The sequence below is a fragment of the Streptacidiphilus sp. PAMC 29251 genome (assembly GCF_054208735.2).
The window spans coordinates 7,082,054-7,097,567 of sequence record NZ_CM135725.2 but is presented as its reverse complement, the minus strand read 5'-3'; the positions used below and the strand labels follow the sequence as shown (position 1 = coordinate 7,097,567).

Annotated in this window: 11 protein-coding genes and 1 pseudogene; 1 reads left to right on the top strand and 11 read right to left on the bottom strand. The window is 70.9% G+C overall.

The window, feature by feature from the left end; translation table 11 throughout:
• Window positions 1-100: 100 nt before the first annotated feature.
• From ACXKR8_RS33825 to proS, 4 genes are all read right to left on the bottom strand, one after another.
• Window positions 101-340, bottom strand: a complete 240-nt coding sequence (locus ACXKR8_RS33825) for an RNA-binding protein (RefSeq protein WP_030263860.1) — start codon at window positions 338-340, stop codon at window positions 101-103.
• A gap of 2 nt (window positions 341-342) precedes the next feature.
• Complete coding sequence (gene rpsP, locus ACXKR8_RS33820; RefSeq protein ID WP_458268371.1) at window positions 343-792, bottom strand: 30S ribosomal protein S16; 450 nt, start codon at window positions 790-792, stop codon at window positions 343-345.
• Window positions 793-987: 195 nt separating this feature from the next.
• Window positions 988-1,593 (bottom strand): hypothetical protein, encoded by a 606-nt coding sequence (locus ACXKR8_RS33815; RefSeq protein WP_458268370.1) that lies wholly within the window; start codon window positions 1,591-1,593, stop codon window positions 988-990.
• A gap of 277 nt (window positions 1,594-1,870) precedes the next feature.
• Window positions 1,871-3,283 carry a proline--tRNA ligase gene (gene proS, locus ACXKR8_RS33810; RefSeq protein ID WP_458268369.1) on the bottom strand — a complete coding sequence of 471 codons (1,413 nt, stop codon included), beginning with the start codon at window positions 3,281-3,283 and terminating at the stop codon, window positions 1,871-1,873.
• 227 nt (window positions 3,284-3,510) lie between these two features.
• Between proS and ACXKR8_RS33805 the strand changes: the two genes are divergently transcribed.
• Window positions 3,511-4,353 carry a class I SAM-dependent methyltransferase gene (locus tag ACXKR8_RS33805; protein ID WP_462099945.1) on the top strand — a complete coding sequence of 281 codons (843 nt, stop codon included), beginning with the start codon at window positions 3,511-3,513 and terminating at the stop codon, window positions 4,351-4,353.
• Here ACXKR8_RS33805 and ftsH read toward each other — a convergent pair.
• The 7 genes and pseudogenes from ftsH to nsdA form a co-directional block, all read right to left on the bottom strand.
• Window positions 4,350-6,275 carry an ATP-dependent zinc metalloprotease FtsH gene (gene ftsH / locus ACXKR8_RS33800; protein ID WP_458268367.1) on the bottom strand — a complete coding sequence of 642 codons (1,926 nt, stop codon included), beginning with the start codon at window positions 6,273-6,275 and terminating at the stop codon, window positions 4,350-4,352. The genes ACXKR8_RS33805 and ftsH overlap by 4 nt on opposite strands.
• A 94-nt stretch (window positions 6,276-6,369) precedes the next feature.
• A complete protein-coding gene (locus ACXKR8_RS33795) occupies window positions 6,370-6,888 on the bottom strand; it encodes a GNAT family N-acetyltransferase (protein WP_458268366.1) in 519 nt (172 codons plus the stop codon).
• Window positions 6,889-6,922: 34 nt separating this feature from the next.
• Window positions 6,923-8,473 carry a signal recognition particle protein gene (gene ffh / locus ACXKR8_RS33790; protein WP_458268365.1) on the bottom strand — a complete coding sequence of 517 codons (1,551 nt, stop codon included), beginning with the start codon at window positions 8,471-8,473 and terminating at the stop codon, window positions 6,923-6,925.
• Window positions 8,474-9,168: 695 nt separating this feature from the next.
• Window positions 9,169-11,672 (bottom strand): annotated as a pseudogene (locus ACXKR8_RS33785) ([protein-PII] uridylyltransferase).
• Between the two features lie 108 nt (window positions 11,673-11,780).
• Window positions 11,781-12,119, bottom strand: a complete 339-nt coding sequence (locus ACXKR8_RS33780; protein WP_380518281.1) for a P-II family nitrogen regulator — start codon at window positions 12,117-12,119, stop codon at window positions 11,781-11,783.
• Window positions 12,116-13,474 carry an ammonium transporter gene (locus ACXKR8_RS33775; protein ID WP_458268362.1) on the bottom strand — a complete coding sequence of 453 codons (1,359 nt, stop codon included), beginning with the start codon at window positions 13,472-13,474 and terminating at the stop codon, window positions 12,116-12,118. Before ACXKR8_RS33775 ends, ACXKR8_RS33780 begins: the two co-directional genes overlap by 4 nt.
• A 382-nt stretch (window positions 13,475-13,856) precedes the next feature.
• Window positions 13,857-15,317, bottom strand: a complete 1,461-nt coding sequence (nsdA, locus tag ACXKR8_RS33770; RefSeq protein ID WP_458268361.1) for a transcriptional repressor NsdA — start codon at window positions 15,315-15,317, stop codon at window positions 13,857-13,859.
• Window positions 15,318-15,514 lie beyond the last annotated feature (197 nt).

The window sequence follows — 15,514 nt, the reverse complement described above, 5'->3', positions numbered from 1 at the left end:
TACGAAGTTCGGGAAATCAGTTCGGAAAAGACTCGGGGCCGGTCCGGACACGAATGTCCCGACCGGCCCCGAGGTGGTGCCCAAGGCTCTGTACCTGTGGCTAGCGCACGCCGTCCACGTCGACCAGGTCGACCCGGACACTGCGCCCGCCGAGAGCGGTGACGACGGTGCGCAGAGCGCGCGCCGTACGACCGCCCCGGCCGATGACCTTGCCGAGGTCCTCGGGGTGCACACGCACCTCGAGGATGCGGCCCCGGCGCAGTTCTCGCGAACGCACCTGGACCTCGTCCGGATTCTCGACGATGCCCTTCACCAGGTGCTCGAGGGCTTCCTCGAGCATGATCAGGACTCGGTGGACGCGGCAGCGTCGGCCGCCGGAGCGGCTTCGGCCTCGTCCTTCTTGTCGGACTTCTTGGCCTTCGGGGTGATCGCGACACCGGTGGTGGAGTCCTCGAAGCCGGCGACGGCCTTCGCGAACAGGTGCGAGAAGTCCGTGACCTTGGGCTCGGCGACCTTGAGCGGCGCCGGGGCCGGCAGGCCCTTGAACTGCTGCCAGTCACCGGTGAGCTTGAGGATCGCGAGGACGGCCTCGGTCGGCTGGGCGCCGACACTCAGCCAGTACTGCGCGCGCTCGTTGTCGACCTTGATGATCGAGGGGTCGTAGGTCGGCTGGTAGATGCCGATCTCCTCGATCGCACGACCGTCACGCTTGGTGCGGGCGTCGGCGACGACGATGCGGTAGTGCGGGGCGCGAATCTTACCGAGACGCTTAAGCTTGATCTTGACTGCCACGGGAGTGGTTCTCCTGGATTTGACGTGGGTGAGCAGCCGCGCATTCCACGTGGGGTTGCGGCTGCAGGCTGCTCGACGGACACGTCAGCCGGAGGAGAGAGGGGTCCTGCTCGGCTGCCGAGTACTCAGCTGTCCATTGTGCCATAGGACGGCAGGGCGGATCACCGCCACTGCCTCCCCATAGCAGGTCCCCGCCTAGCTGCGGGGAGGGACCTCGGCGATACGGAAGGGCTGCCCGCAGTTGCCGCAGACGATGGCGGCCTGGGCCAGCACCGAGGGGACGACCCGGACGTTGCGGCCGCAGTCGCAGACGGCCTTGACCCGCACGCCTCCGCCGGAGGAGCCGTGCCTGGTGGCAGGACCCCGGAAGTTGTGCGCCCGGTCCTGGACCGGTCCGCTGGTGGCAGCTGTGTGCGCGCCGAGGGCGAGCTGCAGCCTGGTGATGGTGTCGGAGTAGCGCTCGCGGGTCTCCGTACGCATCGTGACCAGCGAGAAGCCGCTGCTCGGATGCGGATCGGCGGAGTGGTCCAGGCCGAGTTCGTCGGCGAGGGCCAGGAAGCGGCGATTGTGGTAGCGCCCTGCACGCGAGGTGTCACGGATGCCGCGTGCGGCGGCAAGCCCGTGGGCAGCCTCGTGCAGCAGGCGCTCAAAGCCCAGCTCGGTACCGCAGGCCGAAGAGGATTCGCCGATCAGCGATTCCGGGGCCGCGAGACTGGGCAGGTCGGAGTGGTGGCGCTGGATGTCGCCCCAGGCGAGGGCCAGCTCGGCCGCGAGGACCAGTGGTTGTTGTGTCGTGCTCACGCTACGCCAACGAGGGAGCGCTCCCGGTTGTTCCGGGATCCAGGGGTTGTCGTGGACGCGCATAGCGGGGGTCCGTACCCGCCGAATCGGCGACGATCCGGAGCGAGTCTCTGACGGGCAGTCATCTTGCTGGTCAGTAAAGGAGTTTGGCATAAAGGCCCGGGAGCGGGAAAACCGGTCCGCCAATTCTGTGAAGGAATGGTGAACCGGTTTTCCTACGCAACTTGTCTGCCTCCGGTCTCAGCCGGTGAGATGAGCGGGCTCAGTGGGCCCCGGCTCAGTAGGCCCGGGCGACGATGGCGACGTTGCCGGGCTGGTCGTCCGTCAGCGGGACCGAGCCGTCCTCGGCGACGATGCAGCGCACCGAGACGCCCTGCTCGGCGAGCTTGCGCTCGCCCTCCGGGCCGAGCTCGGCCCAGGAGATCCGGCCCCAGCCGGTCGCCGCGGCCTCGACGGCCTCGTTGAGGTCGGTGACCTCCACGGTCCGGGACTCCCGGCGCTCGCGGGACTGGCGCAGCAGCAGCGCCTGGTCCTCCTCCAGCAGGCCGGGGACGACCGCCGCCAGCGAGTCGACCGGGACCGGCTCCTTGCCGCCGGCGATGCGGCGGACCAGCATCGCGGTGCCGGCCTCCAGGTCGCGCGGGCCGACCTCGATCCGCAGCGGCACGCCCTTGAGCTCCCAGTCCACCGCGCGGCGGCCGAACGGGGTGTCGGTGCGGTCGTCCACGACCACCCGGACCCCGGCGGCCTCCAGCGCGGCGCCGATCTCGCGGACCTTGGCGATGACCGGGTCGTCGCCCTTGATCGCGAGCACCACGACCTGGGTGGCCGCGAGCCGCGGCGGCACCCGGAGGCCGTTGTCGTCGCCGTGCGACATGATCAGGCCGCCGACCATGCGGGTGGAGACGCCCCAGGAGGTCTGCCAGACGTACTCGCGCTCGCTGCCGTTGGACAGGTACTGGGTGTTGAAGGCCTTGGCGAAGTTCTGGCCCAGCTCATGGCTGGTGCCCATCTGCAGCGCCTTGCCGTCGCCCATCATCGCTTCGAGGGTGAGGGTGTTGATGGCGCCGGCGAACCGCTCCTTGGCGGTCTTCCGGCCCAGCACCACGTCGATGCCGAGGAAGTTGGTCATGAAGTCGCCGTAGACGGCGGTGTGGATGTTGGAGGCGTAGTCCCGGGCCTCCTCGTAGCTGGCGTGGGCGGTGTGCCCCTCCTGCCAGAGGAACTCGGTGGTGCGCAGGAAGATCCGCGGACGCAGCTCCCAGCGGACCACATTGGCCCACTGGTTGATCAGCAGGGGAAGGTCGCGGTGACTCTGCACCCACTTGGAGAAGTACTCGTTGATGATGGTCTCGGAGGTGGGGCGGACCACGATGGGCTCGTCCAGTTCCTTGCCGCCGCCGTGGGTGACCACCGCGAGCTCGGGCGCGAAGCCCTCGACGTGCTCGGCCTCGCGGGTCAGGTAGGACTGCGGGATGAACATCGGGAAGTAGGCGTTCTGCGCGCCTGCCTTCTTGATACGCGCGTCCATCTCCTGCTGCATCCGCTCCCACAGCGCGTAGCCGTACGGTCGGATGACCATGGTGCCGCGCACCGGACCGTTGTCGGCCAGTTCGGCCTTGCTGATCAGATCCTGGTACCAGCGCGGGAAATCGTCCGCCTGGGGGGTGAGAACGGGAGCTTTTGCCATGCGCCGATGGTACGGGGCGCACGGGTGCGAACCGTAATCAATACCTTCGGGCTCTGGACTCCGGGCCGTGGGCGGAGTTGGCTGGAGGCAGTCCGGGACGGAGCGCGATCGCTCCACCACCCGGCGTGACTCAGCGCGGGCGCCCTCACGTCCGCGGCGGGACCGGATCGAAGGAGCCCCGGGTGATGGCTTCCGCATCGATGGCGGACACTACGCTGAGTGTCACCATGGGCACGGACAGTGGTACGACAGAACGCAGGCGGGCGCGGCAAAGGGCCAGGGACTGGGCCGAGATCCAGGAACGGATGCTGGTCCCCCTCTACGAGGCGGTCTACGAACGGCTGGAGGTCGGGCCGGCGACCAGTGTGCTCGGCCTGGGCTGCCGTTCCGGGCTGGCGCTGTTACTCGCCGCGGGGCGCGGCGCGGAGGTGGTCGGCCTGGAGCCGGAGGCGGAGCTCCGCTCACTGGCGCAGGACCGCTCGCTGCGGGTGATGGGCGACGTCTACCGGGAGTTCTCCCCCGACTCCCACGATGGCGGATCCCAGCCGCATCCGGCGGCGCACTCGCTGGTGACCGCGTTCGAGCACCTCTCCTGCACCGCCGATCCGCAGGCCCTGGTCCGGGACGCGGCCCGGCTGACCGCGCCCGGAGGCCATGTCGCGCTGGCGACCTGGGGCCCGCCCGAGCGCTGCGAGAGCGCGGCGGTGCTCGGGGTCGCCCGCCGGCTCGCGGATCCGCTCAGGCGCGGCCCGTACGCGCCGTTCGCGCTGAGCGAGCCCGGCGCGGTGGAGCAGATGGTGGCCAGGGCCGGGCTGCGGCTCGGCGGCGGGGGCCGGGTGCTCTGCCCGTTCGCCTACCCCGACCTGGAGAGCGCGCTGCGCGGCCTGCTGTCGATGGGCGTCTTCGACGCGGCGGCGGACTACTCCGGGCAGCACCAGGTGGAGAAGGAGGTCACCGAGGCGCTGCACCCGTACCTCCGGGCGGACGGCTCGGTCCGGATGATCAATGTCTTCCGCTACACCCTCGCCGAGCGGCCCCTGCCGGTGAGCGGCCCCGGCTGGGGCGGTTAGAGGATCTTGGCGGCGCGGGGCATGCCTGCCGCACGGTAGGCGTGCTCCTCGTCGAGGGTCTCGTGCTCCATCAGCGCGTCGGCGAGGGCGTCCAGCTTGGGGCGGTACTCGGTGAGCTTCCGGCAGGCCTCCTCGTAGCACTCGGCGACGATGCGGCGGGCCTCGCCGTCGACGGCGTCCAGGGTGGCCGGGGCCGCGGAGAGGCCGTAGGCGCCCTGGGTGTCGTTGGGGATCGCGGTGAGGCGGCCGACCAGGCTGCTCATGCCCCAGCGTCCGGCCATGCCCCGGGCGATGTTGGTGACCTGCTCCAGATCGCTCTCGGCGCCGGTGGTGATCACCCCGTAGACCACCTGCTCGGCGGCCATCCCGCCGAGGGCGCCGATGATCCGGCCGCGCAGGTACTCCTCGGTGTAGGCGTAGCGGTCGGCGTCCGGGGTGGAGAGGGTGACCCCGAGGGCCCGGCCGCGCGGCACGATGGTGATCTTGCGGACCGGGTCGGCGCCGGGCTGGAGCATCCCCAGCAGGGCGTGTCCCGACTCGTGGTACGCGGTGCGGCGGCGCTCCTCCTCCGGCATCACCAGCGAGCGGACCGCGCCGAGCTGGACCTTCTCCAGAGCGCCGGAGAACTCGCGCGGGCCGACCGCGTTCAGCCCGTGCTTCACCGCGAGCAGGGCCGCCTCATTGGCGAGGTTGGCCAGTTCGGCGCCGGTCATGCCCGGAGTGGTCCTGGCGACCTGCTCCAGGTCGACGTCCTCGGCCAGCGGCACGTCGCGGGTGTGGATCCGCAGGATGGCCTCGCGGCCGGCCCGGTCCGGCGGGCTGACGGTGACCGTGCGGTCGAAGCGTCCGGGGCGGAGCAGCGCCTTGTCCAGCACCTCGGCCCGGTTGGTCGCGGCCAGCACGACCACGCCCTCGGAGCCGGAGAAGCCGTCCATCTCGGTGAGGATCTGATTGAGGGTCTGCTCGCGCTCGTCGTGGCCGCCCATGGCGTTGCCGCCGCGGGCCCGGCCGATGGTGTCGATCTCGTCGATGAAGATGATCGCGGGGGCGACCTTGCGGGCCTCCGCGAAGAGCTCGCGGACCCGGGAGGCGCCGACGCCGACGATCATCTCGATGAACTCGGAGGCGGAGGCCGAGAAGAAGGGCACCCCGGCCTCGCCGGCCACGGCCCGGGCGAGCAAGGTCTTGCCGGTCCCCGGAGGGCCCGCCAGCAGCACGCCCCTGGGCATCTTGGCGCCCATCTTCCGGTACTCCTCCGGGCGCTTCAGGAAGTCGACCACCTCGGTCAGCTCGGCCTTGACCTCGTCGATGCCGGCCACGTCGGCGAAGCTGGTGCGCCTGGTGCCCGGCGCGTCCAGGGCGACCGGCTTCGGCGGCCCCTTCTTGGCCAGGCCGCCCATGCCGCCGCCGCTCATCCTGCGGGCGATGACGATCCAGAGCAGCACAAGGAGCAGCATCGGCGCGAGCGAGATCAGCAGGTTGACCAGGAAGCTGCGCTCCTGGACCACCGGCTGGGCGTCCACGGTGACGCCCTTGTCGGTCAGCGTGGTCCAGAGCTTGTCGTCGGCGAAGACCGGCCGCTGGGTGCGGAACTCGGTGTACTTGCCCTTGCCGTCGTCCGGCTTGGGCTGGGCCTCCTTGAGCTTGCCCTGGATGCTGTCGCCCTTGGCGTAGATCTCGGAGACCTGACCGGCGTTCAGCTGCTTGCTGAACTCGGTGTAGGTGATGCTGGTGCTGCCGCCGCTGCCGAAGACATTGAGCAGGGTGTCGACCAGCAGGAACACCACCAGGGCGGTGAGCACCATCCTGATCCAGCCGCCGCGGGGGTTCCGCCGCGGCGGAGTGGGCGGCGGCGGGGGCGGGGTGCCCTCCGACCGCCACAGCTGGTCCGGGTTCTCGCGGGGCGGCACAGGAGTAGTCACCTTTGTGACAATACGGACATATGGATCATCAATCCACCGTGCGCGCCCGGCGGTAGGCCTTTAGAGGCCCGGCTCTACAGGCCCGGCCGTTCCTCTAGAGGCCCGGCCACTCCTCGGCGGTCAGGGCGAAGCGCTCATGGTCGCGCCAGGCGCCCTGGAGGAAGAGCATACGGGGGGTGTAGCCCTCGTGCCGGAAGCCGAGCCGCTTGGCCATCGCGATCGAGGGGTGGTTCTCCGGCTGGACGTTGATCTCCAGCCGGTGCAGCCCGAGGCCGCCGCCGCTCTCCACCCCGAAGCAGCGGTCCACCAGCAGCCGCATCCCCTCGGTCATCCGGCCGGTGCCGTTGTAGGGGAGGTAGGAGTTGTAGCCCAGGCTGCCGTTGCAGAAGCGGCCCTTGACGATGTTGGCCACATTGCAGCTGCCGACCAGGCCGCCGTCCTCGGTGTCGACGAAGAGATAGGTGCGCAGGGTCTCGCCCTGACGGCGCACCAGATCCACCAGGCCGTCCGGCTCCACCGGGTTCCAGCGGCCGACGTGCTCGGCGGAACGGCGGACGGCTGCCGCGTACAGGGTGGCGTCGGACAGTCTGGGGGCACGGATCTCCACTCGCATGCGCAACATCATCGCGCACGCGCCGGACGGCTCCTCAGAGGAGGTCCTTGAACTCCTTGGGGAGTTCGAAGTTCTCCGGGATCTTCGCGGCGCCGGGGCCGAACGGGTTGGAGTCCTGCGGGCCCTCGACCTTGCGCTCCAGCGCGGCCTTCTGGTCGGCGGCGCGCTTCAGCGGGTTGCCGGACTTCTGCTTGCCCTTGGCCTGCTTCTGCTGCTTGCCCTTGCGGGCACCGCCGCCGCCCATCCCGGGCATGCCCGGCATCCCCGGGATGCCGCGGCCGCCGGCCATCGCCGACATCATCTTGCGGGCCTCGAAGAAGCGCTCGACCAGGCTGCTGACCTCGGAGACGTGCACCCCCGAGCCCTTGGCGATGCGGGCCCGGCGCGAGCCGTTGATGATCTTCGGGTCCTCGCGCTCGGCCACGGTCATCGACTTGATGATCGCGCCGACCCGGGCCACGTCCTTGTCGTCGATGTTGGCGATCTGCTCGCGCATCTGCCCCATGCCGGGCATCATCCCGAGCAGCTTGGACAGCGAGCCCATCTTGGAGACCTGCTCCAGCTGGGACAGGAAGTCGCCGAGGCCGAACTCCTTGCCGCCCTTGCTGGCCAGCTTGGAGGCCATCTTGGCGGCCTCGTCCTGGGTGAAGGTCTTCTCGGCCGTCTCGATCAGGCTGAGGATGTCGCCCATGCCGAGGATGCGCGAGGCCATCCGGTCCGGGTGGAAGGCGTCGAAGTCGGTCAGCTTCTCGCCGTTGGAGGCGAACATGATCTGACGGCCGGTGAGGTGCGCCACCGAGAGGGCCGCGCCGCCTCGGGCGTCGCCGTCCAGCTTGGAGAGGACGACACCGGTGAAGTCGACGCCCTCGAGGAAGGCCTGCGCGGTGGTGACCGCGTCCTGGCCGATCATGGCGTCGACGACGAAGAGGACCTCGTCCGGGTTGACCGCGGCGCGGATGTCCGCGGCCTGCTGCATCAGCTCGGCGTCGATGCCGAGGCGTCCGGCGGTGTCGACGATGACGACGTCGTACTGCTTCTGCTTGGCGAACTCGATCGAGTCACGGGCGACCTTGACCGGGTCGCCGACGCCGTTGCCCGGCTCGGGGGCGAAGAACGCCACCCCGGCCCGCTCGGCGACGACGCCCAGCTGGGTGACCGCGTTGGGGCGCTGGAGGTCGCAGGCGACCAGCAGCGGGGTGTGCTTCTGCTCCTTGAGCCAGTGGCCCAGCTTTCCGGCCAGGGTGGTCTTGCCCGCGCCCTGGAGGCCGGCCAGCATGATCACGGTCGGGCCGGTCTTGGCGTAGCGCAGCCGTCGGGTCTCCCCGCCGAGGATGTTCACCAGCTCGTCGTTGACGATCTTGATGACCTGCTGGGCCGGGTTCAGCGCACCGGAGACCTCGGCGCCGAGCGCCCGCTCCTTGATCTTCGCGATGAACGCGCGCACGGCCGGCAGCGCGACATCCGCTTCCAGCAGGGCGATGCGGATCTCGCGGCAGGTGGCGTCGATGTCCGCCTCGGACAGGCGTCCCTTGCCACGGAGGTTCTTGAACGTCGCTGCGAGGCGGTCGGAAAGGGTATCGAACACGTCGGTCGCGGGTCCTCGTGGCTCGGGAACGGATGGGTCGTCGCCCCCCAGGGTATCCGCCCCCGCCCAGTGCGGTCTCCACCCGGTCGGACCGACTGCCGGACCGACTGCTGGACCGGCGCTCGCCGGGCCCCGCGCGCCTCCTGGATCGGTCGGCGGCGGCGTGGCTGCGGCGACCGCGGCACCAGTGTCAGCACGATGGGAGCCATGTCACTCGTCGCCGCACTGATCTACCGCCGCCGCCACCCGCTGCTGCGCCGCGCCGTCCAGGAAGCCCTCGCCCTCTACGGGGTGGAGGTGCCCGCCGCCGCCGAGATCGGCCCGGGGCTGCAGGTGTTCCACCGCGGCTTCGGCCTGGTGCTGCACCCCTGGACCACGCTCGGCGCGGACGTGGTCCTCTACAACGGGGTCAGCATCGGCCGCGCCGACCCCTGGGTGCCGCAGGAGCAGAGCCTGATGGAGCGGGTGGTGGTCGAGGACGGCGCGGTGCTGTGCACCGGCGCCAAGGTGGTCTGCAAGCAGGGCGTGCTGACCGTGGGACGGGGCACCGTGGTCGGCGCCAACGCCGTGCTCACCCGCTCCACCGGGCCCTACGAGATCTGGGCCGGGGCGCCGGCCCGCAAGGTCGGCGAGCGGACGCCCCCGGCCCCTCTGGGGATGCCTCAGGCCCCCGGCCCTCAGGCTCTGCTCGACGCTCAGGAGAGGGCGCGCTCGACGCTGCGGGCGACCTCGACCGCGTGGGACGGCGCCAGCGGCAGGTCGTCCGACCGGTGACGTAGAAGGCGTCGACCGCGTCGGCGCCCAGGGTGGAGATCCTGGCCGTGCGGACCCGGACGCCGGTGTCCTCCAGGGCCCGGCCGATCCGGTGCAGCAGACCGGGCGCGTCATGGGCGCGCACCTCCAGCACGGTCGCGCTGGCCGAACCGCCGGGGGCGACGGTGACCCGGGGCGGCGGGGCGGCGATGCCCCGGCGGCGCGGCGCGGCGGCGTCGCGCTCGGCGAGGCGGCGGGTGACGTCCATACCGCCGTCCAGCGCCCGGCGGATGTCGGCGCGGAGCCTGGCCGCCTCCGGGACCTCGCCGTACTCGGCGGCGACCTGCCAGGTCAGGGCCAGTACCGGCCCTGCTCCTATCGGGTCGAGCTCGCGGATCGCGGCCGATCTGACCGTCAGCCGGTGCAGCGCGAGCACCCCGGCGACGGTGGGCAGCACGCCCGGGCGGTCCGGCAGGGCCAGGGTGAGGGTGACCCCCATCGGCTCGGTGCCGAGATCCGCGGGATGCTCCGCCTCGGCATGGACCGAGAGCACCGGGCCGCTGGTCCTGGCCGCCTCCACGGCCAGCCGCTCCTCCTCCGCCGAGGGCTCGGGCGCGGCGGTGTCATGGGCCGCGTCCTCGCCGGCCAGGGCGGCGGCGGCGCGCTCGGCCAGGTCCGCGACCAGGGCGGCCCGCCAGCTGCTCCAGGCGGCCGGACCGGTGGCCAGCGCGTCGGCCTCGGTGAGGGCGTGCAGGAGTTCGAGCACACCGGTGCTGCCGACCACGGAGGTGATCGCGGCGACGGTGGCCGGGTCGTCCAGGTCGCGCCTGGTCGCCGTCTCCACCAGCAGCAGGTGGTGCCGCACCAGCAGCGCCAGGGTGTCCACGTCCGGCTTGGAGAAGCCGATCCTGACCGCGACGTCGCGGGTGATCACCTCGCCGGCCTCGGAGTGGTCCCCCGGCCAGCCCTTGCCGATGTCGTGCAGCAGCGCGGCGATCAGGAGCAGGTCGGGACGGGCCACCCGGCGGGTCATCGCGGCGGCCCGCACCGCCGTCTCGACCAGGTGCCGGTCCACCGTCCAGCGGTGCACCGCGTTGCGCTGCGGACGGCAGCGGACCCGGTCCCAGTCCGGCAGCATCCGGGCGATCAGGCCCTCGGCCTCCAGCGCCTCCCACACCGTGATCGCGCTCTCCCCGGCGCCGAGCAGGGTGATCAGCTGGTCCCTGGCCTCGTCCGGCCAGGGCACCGGCAGCGGCCGGGTCTCCGCGGCCAGCCGGCGTACGGTGGCCGGCGCCAGCGGCAGATCCGCCTGGGCGGCGGCCGCGGCCGCGCGCAGCGGCAGCACCGGGTCGGCGGCGGGACGGGCGGCGTGGGCCAGCACGGCCTCGCCGTCCTGCTCCACCACGCCCTCGGCCAGCGGGCTGCGTTCCACCCCGCCCTTGGCCGCGGTGTTGCGGGTGGCGGTGCTCGACCCGAAACCGAATCGGACGGTACGGCGCACCCGGCCGCCGCTGCGGGCCCGCAGCACCCGGTCCACCTCGCGCCAGGTGACGTCCGAGGCGTAGGCGATGGTGCGGGCCGCCTCGTACACCTGGCGCAGCAGGATGTCGGCGTCGAGCACGCCCAGCTCCAGCGCGACCTGGTCCTGCTCCTGCAGGCTGAGCCGGTCGGTGGCCCGCCCGGTGACCAGGTGCAGGGTGTCCCGGACGTCGCGCAGTTTGGCCGCGGCCTCGGCCAGGCCGGTGCGCGGGGCGTCGGCGATCCAGGAGGCGGCCACCGCGTCCAGCGCGGTGAGGTCGCGCAGCCCGCCCCTGGCCTCCTTGAGGTCGGGTTCCAGCAGGAAGCCCAGCTCGCCGTGGCGCTCGGCGCGCTCCCGGCACATCTCGTGCAGCTCGGGCAGGCGTTTGACGGCGTCGGAGCGCCAGTCGGCGAGGATCGCCGAGCGCAGCCCCGCGGTGAGGCCGGGATCGCCGGCGATGTGGCGGGCGTCCAGCAGGCCGAGCTGGACCTTGAGGTCCTCGGCGGCGACCTTGCGGGCGGTGGAGAGGTCGCGGACCGAGTGGTCCAGGGCGATGCCGTTGTCCCAGACCGGGTACCAGAGCTGCTCGGCCAGCGCGGGGACGGCGCGGCCCTTGCTGCCGCCGACGCTGCCGTCGTGCAGGAGGAGCAGGTCGAGGTCGCTGCGCGGGGAGAGCTCACCGCGGCCGTAGCCGCCGACCGCCACCAGGGCGACCCCGGTGAGCCCGTCCGCTGCGGTGGAGAAGAGGCCGGAGAGCCAGCGGTCGGTCAGCTCGGACAGGGCGGTACGGCGGGCCGCACCGACCCGGCCGTCCTCACGCAGCAGGTGCAGCCGCTGGGCGGCGTAGCCGCTCCCGCCTGGACTGCTACCCGTCGAGGCCGGGTCGGTGGACTCCTGGCCGGGCGATGCCTGCTGCCGATCCGTCAACGGTGCTCCCGATGAATGAAGAACGCCGGAAGGGGGAGTCGGGCTTCCGCCCGACTCCCCCGCCCCTTGCGAGATGCCATTGTTGCCTGTTGTCACAGGCCCGACCTGCTACAGAGCGTCGGGTCCGCGTTCGCCGGTGCGCACCCGGACGGTGGTCTCCACCGGGACGCTCCAGACCTTGCCGTCACCGATCTTGCCAGTACGGGCGGCCTTGACCAGGACATCGATCAGGCCTTCCGCGTCGTCGTCCTCGACCAGGATCTCAACCCGGACCTTCGGCACCAGGTCGACGGTGTACTCCGCGCCCCGGTAGACCTCGGTGTGCCCGCGCTGCCGACCGTAGCCGCTGGCCTCGGTGACCGTGAGTCCGTGGACTCCGAAGGCCTGCAGGGCCTCCTTCACGTCGTCCAGGCGGTGGGGCTTGATGACTGCGGTGATGAGCTTCATGCCTCGACCTTCGTTCCCGCGTCGGCCGCGTCGGCCTCCGCCTCATCCTGGGCCACCGCACCTGACGGCACCAGAGCCTTCGACAGGGCGGCGCCCACCGCGCTGAAGTCGTAGGCCGACTCGGCGTGCTCCGCCTGGTCGATCCCGGCGACCTCGACGTCCTCGGAGACCCGGAAGCCCATGGTCTTGTCGATCGCCTTGCCGATGATGTAGGCGAGGACGAAGGAGTAGACACCGACCACCGCGACGCCCAGGGCCTGACGGCCGAGCTGGGTGAAGCCGCCGCCGTAGAACAGGCCGGCGTAGGAGGAGCCGGCGTGGCCGGTGGAGAGCAGGCCGATCAGCAGGGCGCCGGAGGCACCGCCGACCGCGTGCACGCCGACCACGTCGAGCGAGTCGTCGAAACCGAAGCGGTACTTCAGGCTGACGGCCCAGGCGCAGAGCGCGCCACAGACCAGGCCCAGGCCGATCGAGCCGAGCGGGCTGATGTAGGCACAGGCGGGGGTGATCGCGACCAGGCCGGTGACGGCGCCGGAGGCGGCGCCGAGCGTGGTGAACGAGCCGTGCCTAATCTTCTCGTAGGCCAGCCAGCCGAGCATGCCCGCCGCCGTGGCGATCTGGGTGTTCATGAAGGCGATGCCGGCCAGGCCGTTCGCCGCCAGGGCGGAGCCGGCGTTGAAGCCGAACCAGCCGAACCACAGCAGACCGGAGCCCAGCATCACCAGCGGGAGGCTGTGCGGACGCATCGGGTCCTTCTTGAACCCGATCCGCTTGCCGAGGACCAGGCACAGGGCCAGGCCCGCCATACCGGCGTTGAGGTGGACCGCGGTACCACCGGCGAAGTCGAGCACGTGCATCCGGTCGCCGAGCCAGCCACCCTTGGGGGTGCCACTGCCGTCATCGAACATGAACACCCAGTGCGCGACCGGGAAGTACACGATGGTGACCCAGAGCGCGAGGAAGAGCGCCCAGGCCGAGAACTTGGCCCGGTCGGCGATCGCGCCGCTGATCAGGGCCGGGGTGATGACCGCGAACATCAGCTGGAAGGCCGCGAAAGCGAAGACCGGGATGGTCCCGCTCAGCTGATTCATTCCGATGTTGCGCATGCCGAACATGTGCAGATTACCGATGAGACCGTGGAACGAGTCCGTTCCGAAGCTCAGCGAGTAGCCGTACAGCACCCACAGGACCGTGACGATCCCGAGTGCGATGAAGCTCATGATCAGCATGTTGAGGGCGCTCTTGACCCTGACCATGCCGCCGTAGAAGAACGCAAGGCCCGGCGTCATCAACATGACCAGTGCCGCGCTTATGAGTACAAAAGCGGTGTCCCCGCCGCTGAAGCCGCTAGGCATTCGGCGTCTCCTCGAGTGTTGAGCTGCTCCGTCCTCCGGGTATCCGTCCCGTGCCCCCGGAGGCGTCAGCTATTGATGAGGAGATTGACGGAGGGCGGTTTCGGCCGATGCCTGACCGTGTTTCGCGCCCGTGACGAAGCTGACAGCAGTGTTACGCGCTGGTGAACACTGGAACCGGAGCGCATACGTATCGCTACCCTGACGCCCTGCGATACCGAAGCGATACCGAATGCCGCGAACAGTGACCGACCGCGGAAACTGTCCCGCAGACCTGGCATGGGGGAGCCGAGTGTGGAGGGTTTCCGCGGTCGGAGTGGGGGAAGCGGCTGCCGCCGATGGCCGAAAGTCGCTGTTTGGGCTGTCGCTGGGCGGGTGCGGTGATTCAGACCGCCTGGTTCTTGGTGTACTCGGGGAGCTCCTGGTCGACCCGCTCGCGCAGTCGGACCACCTCGCCCACGTCGCGGAACTCGCCCATCGCCGCGGCGGTGGTCTTCCTGACCCGGGTGTTGACCCGTTCCGAGCGGATCCTGATCGCGATGTCCACGGCCTGCTGGGCGGACGCCGCCGCCTCCTCCGGCTGCTTCTGCAGCAGGTGGACGCTGGCCATGCCGATCAGGTTGAGCGCGTAGGAGCGCTGGTGGTCCGGATCCTGGGCGAACAGCTCCACCGCCCGCTCCATCACCGGCTGCGCCTGCAGCGCGTACACCTCGCTGCGGCCCGCGTGGTAGCTCAGATCGCGGTAGGAGTGGGCGTTCTCGGCGTTGAGCTCGGCCTCGGAGAAGAAGGTGATCCAGTCCGGCTCCTGGTCCAGCGGAACGGTGATGTCCTGGAACGAGTCCTCGGCCAGCCGGGCCGCCCGGTAGCACTTGTTGACCTCGCCGAGGTTGGCGTAGGCGCGGGCCTCCAGCGCGTGCATCAGCGAGGCGGTCCTGGCGGTGGCGGTGTCCCGGCTGCCGTACTGGGCCAGGTGCACCAGCTCCAGGGCGTCGTTGCTGCGGTTCAGGTGGATCATCTGCCGGCACATGTCGGCGAGGATCAGCGCACCGAAGGGCCGGTCCCCGGCCTCCTTGGCGGCGTGCAGCGCCAGCACGTAGTACTTCTGCGCGCTGGGGTGCATCCCTATGTCGTAGGACATCCAGCCGGCCAGGTGCGCCAGCTGCGCGGTGGTCTGGAACAGCCGCCTGGTGACGTCGGCCGGATAGGTCTCCTGCAGCAGGTCGCAGACCTCGTGCAGCTGGCCCACCACGGCCTTGCGGCGCAGACCGCCGCCGTTCTGGGCGTCCCACTGGCGGAACATCCGCACGGTGGACTCGAGCAGGGACAGCTCGGGCCCGGAGATCCGGCCGGTGGGCGGCCGGCCGCCGCGGACCGCGGCCAGGGCCGGGGTCGGCATTCCGCCGGGGGCCGGGGCGAGCCAGCGCTGCATCGGCTCGATCAGGGCGGACCCGGCGGTCAGCGCGAGCGAGGTGCCGAGGAAGCCCCGCCGGTTGAGCATCAGGTCGCTGCGGGAGTAGTCCGAGATCAGCTGGACGGTCTGGCTGCCGTTCCAGGGCAGGTCGACGCCCGACCCCGGCGCGAGGTTGGGCACGGCCTTGAGACCGAGGTCCTCGATCGTGACCAGGGAGCCGAAGCGCTCCGACAGCAGGTCGGAGAGGATCTTCGGAATCGGCTCGCGCGGGCTCTCGCCGTCCAGCCAGCGGCGCACCCGTGAGGTGTCCGTACTGATGTGGCTGGCACCGATCTGCCGGGCCCGCCGGTTCACCTGGCGTGCCAACTCGCCCTTGGACCAACCGCTTCTGACGAACCAGGCCGTCAGTTGCTCGTTGGGTTGCTTCTCGCCCACCGGAACGCCCCCATCCCGAGCTTGTCCTACTCCTGCGTGGTGATCGTCTGCCGCACCGCGGTCCTGCAGATCGATCGTGCCGATCTTTCGGTCCGTCAGAGATCGCTGCCTGCAGGACGGTTGCCCCCGGCATATCCGCCAGGGCGTCAACTCGCCAGCCTGCCGACCGAACGTAGCGTGCTTTGGGCCGTCCGAGG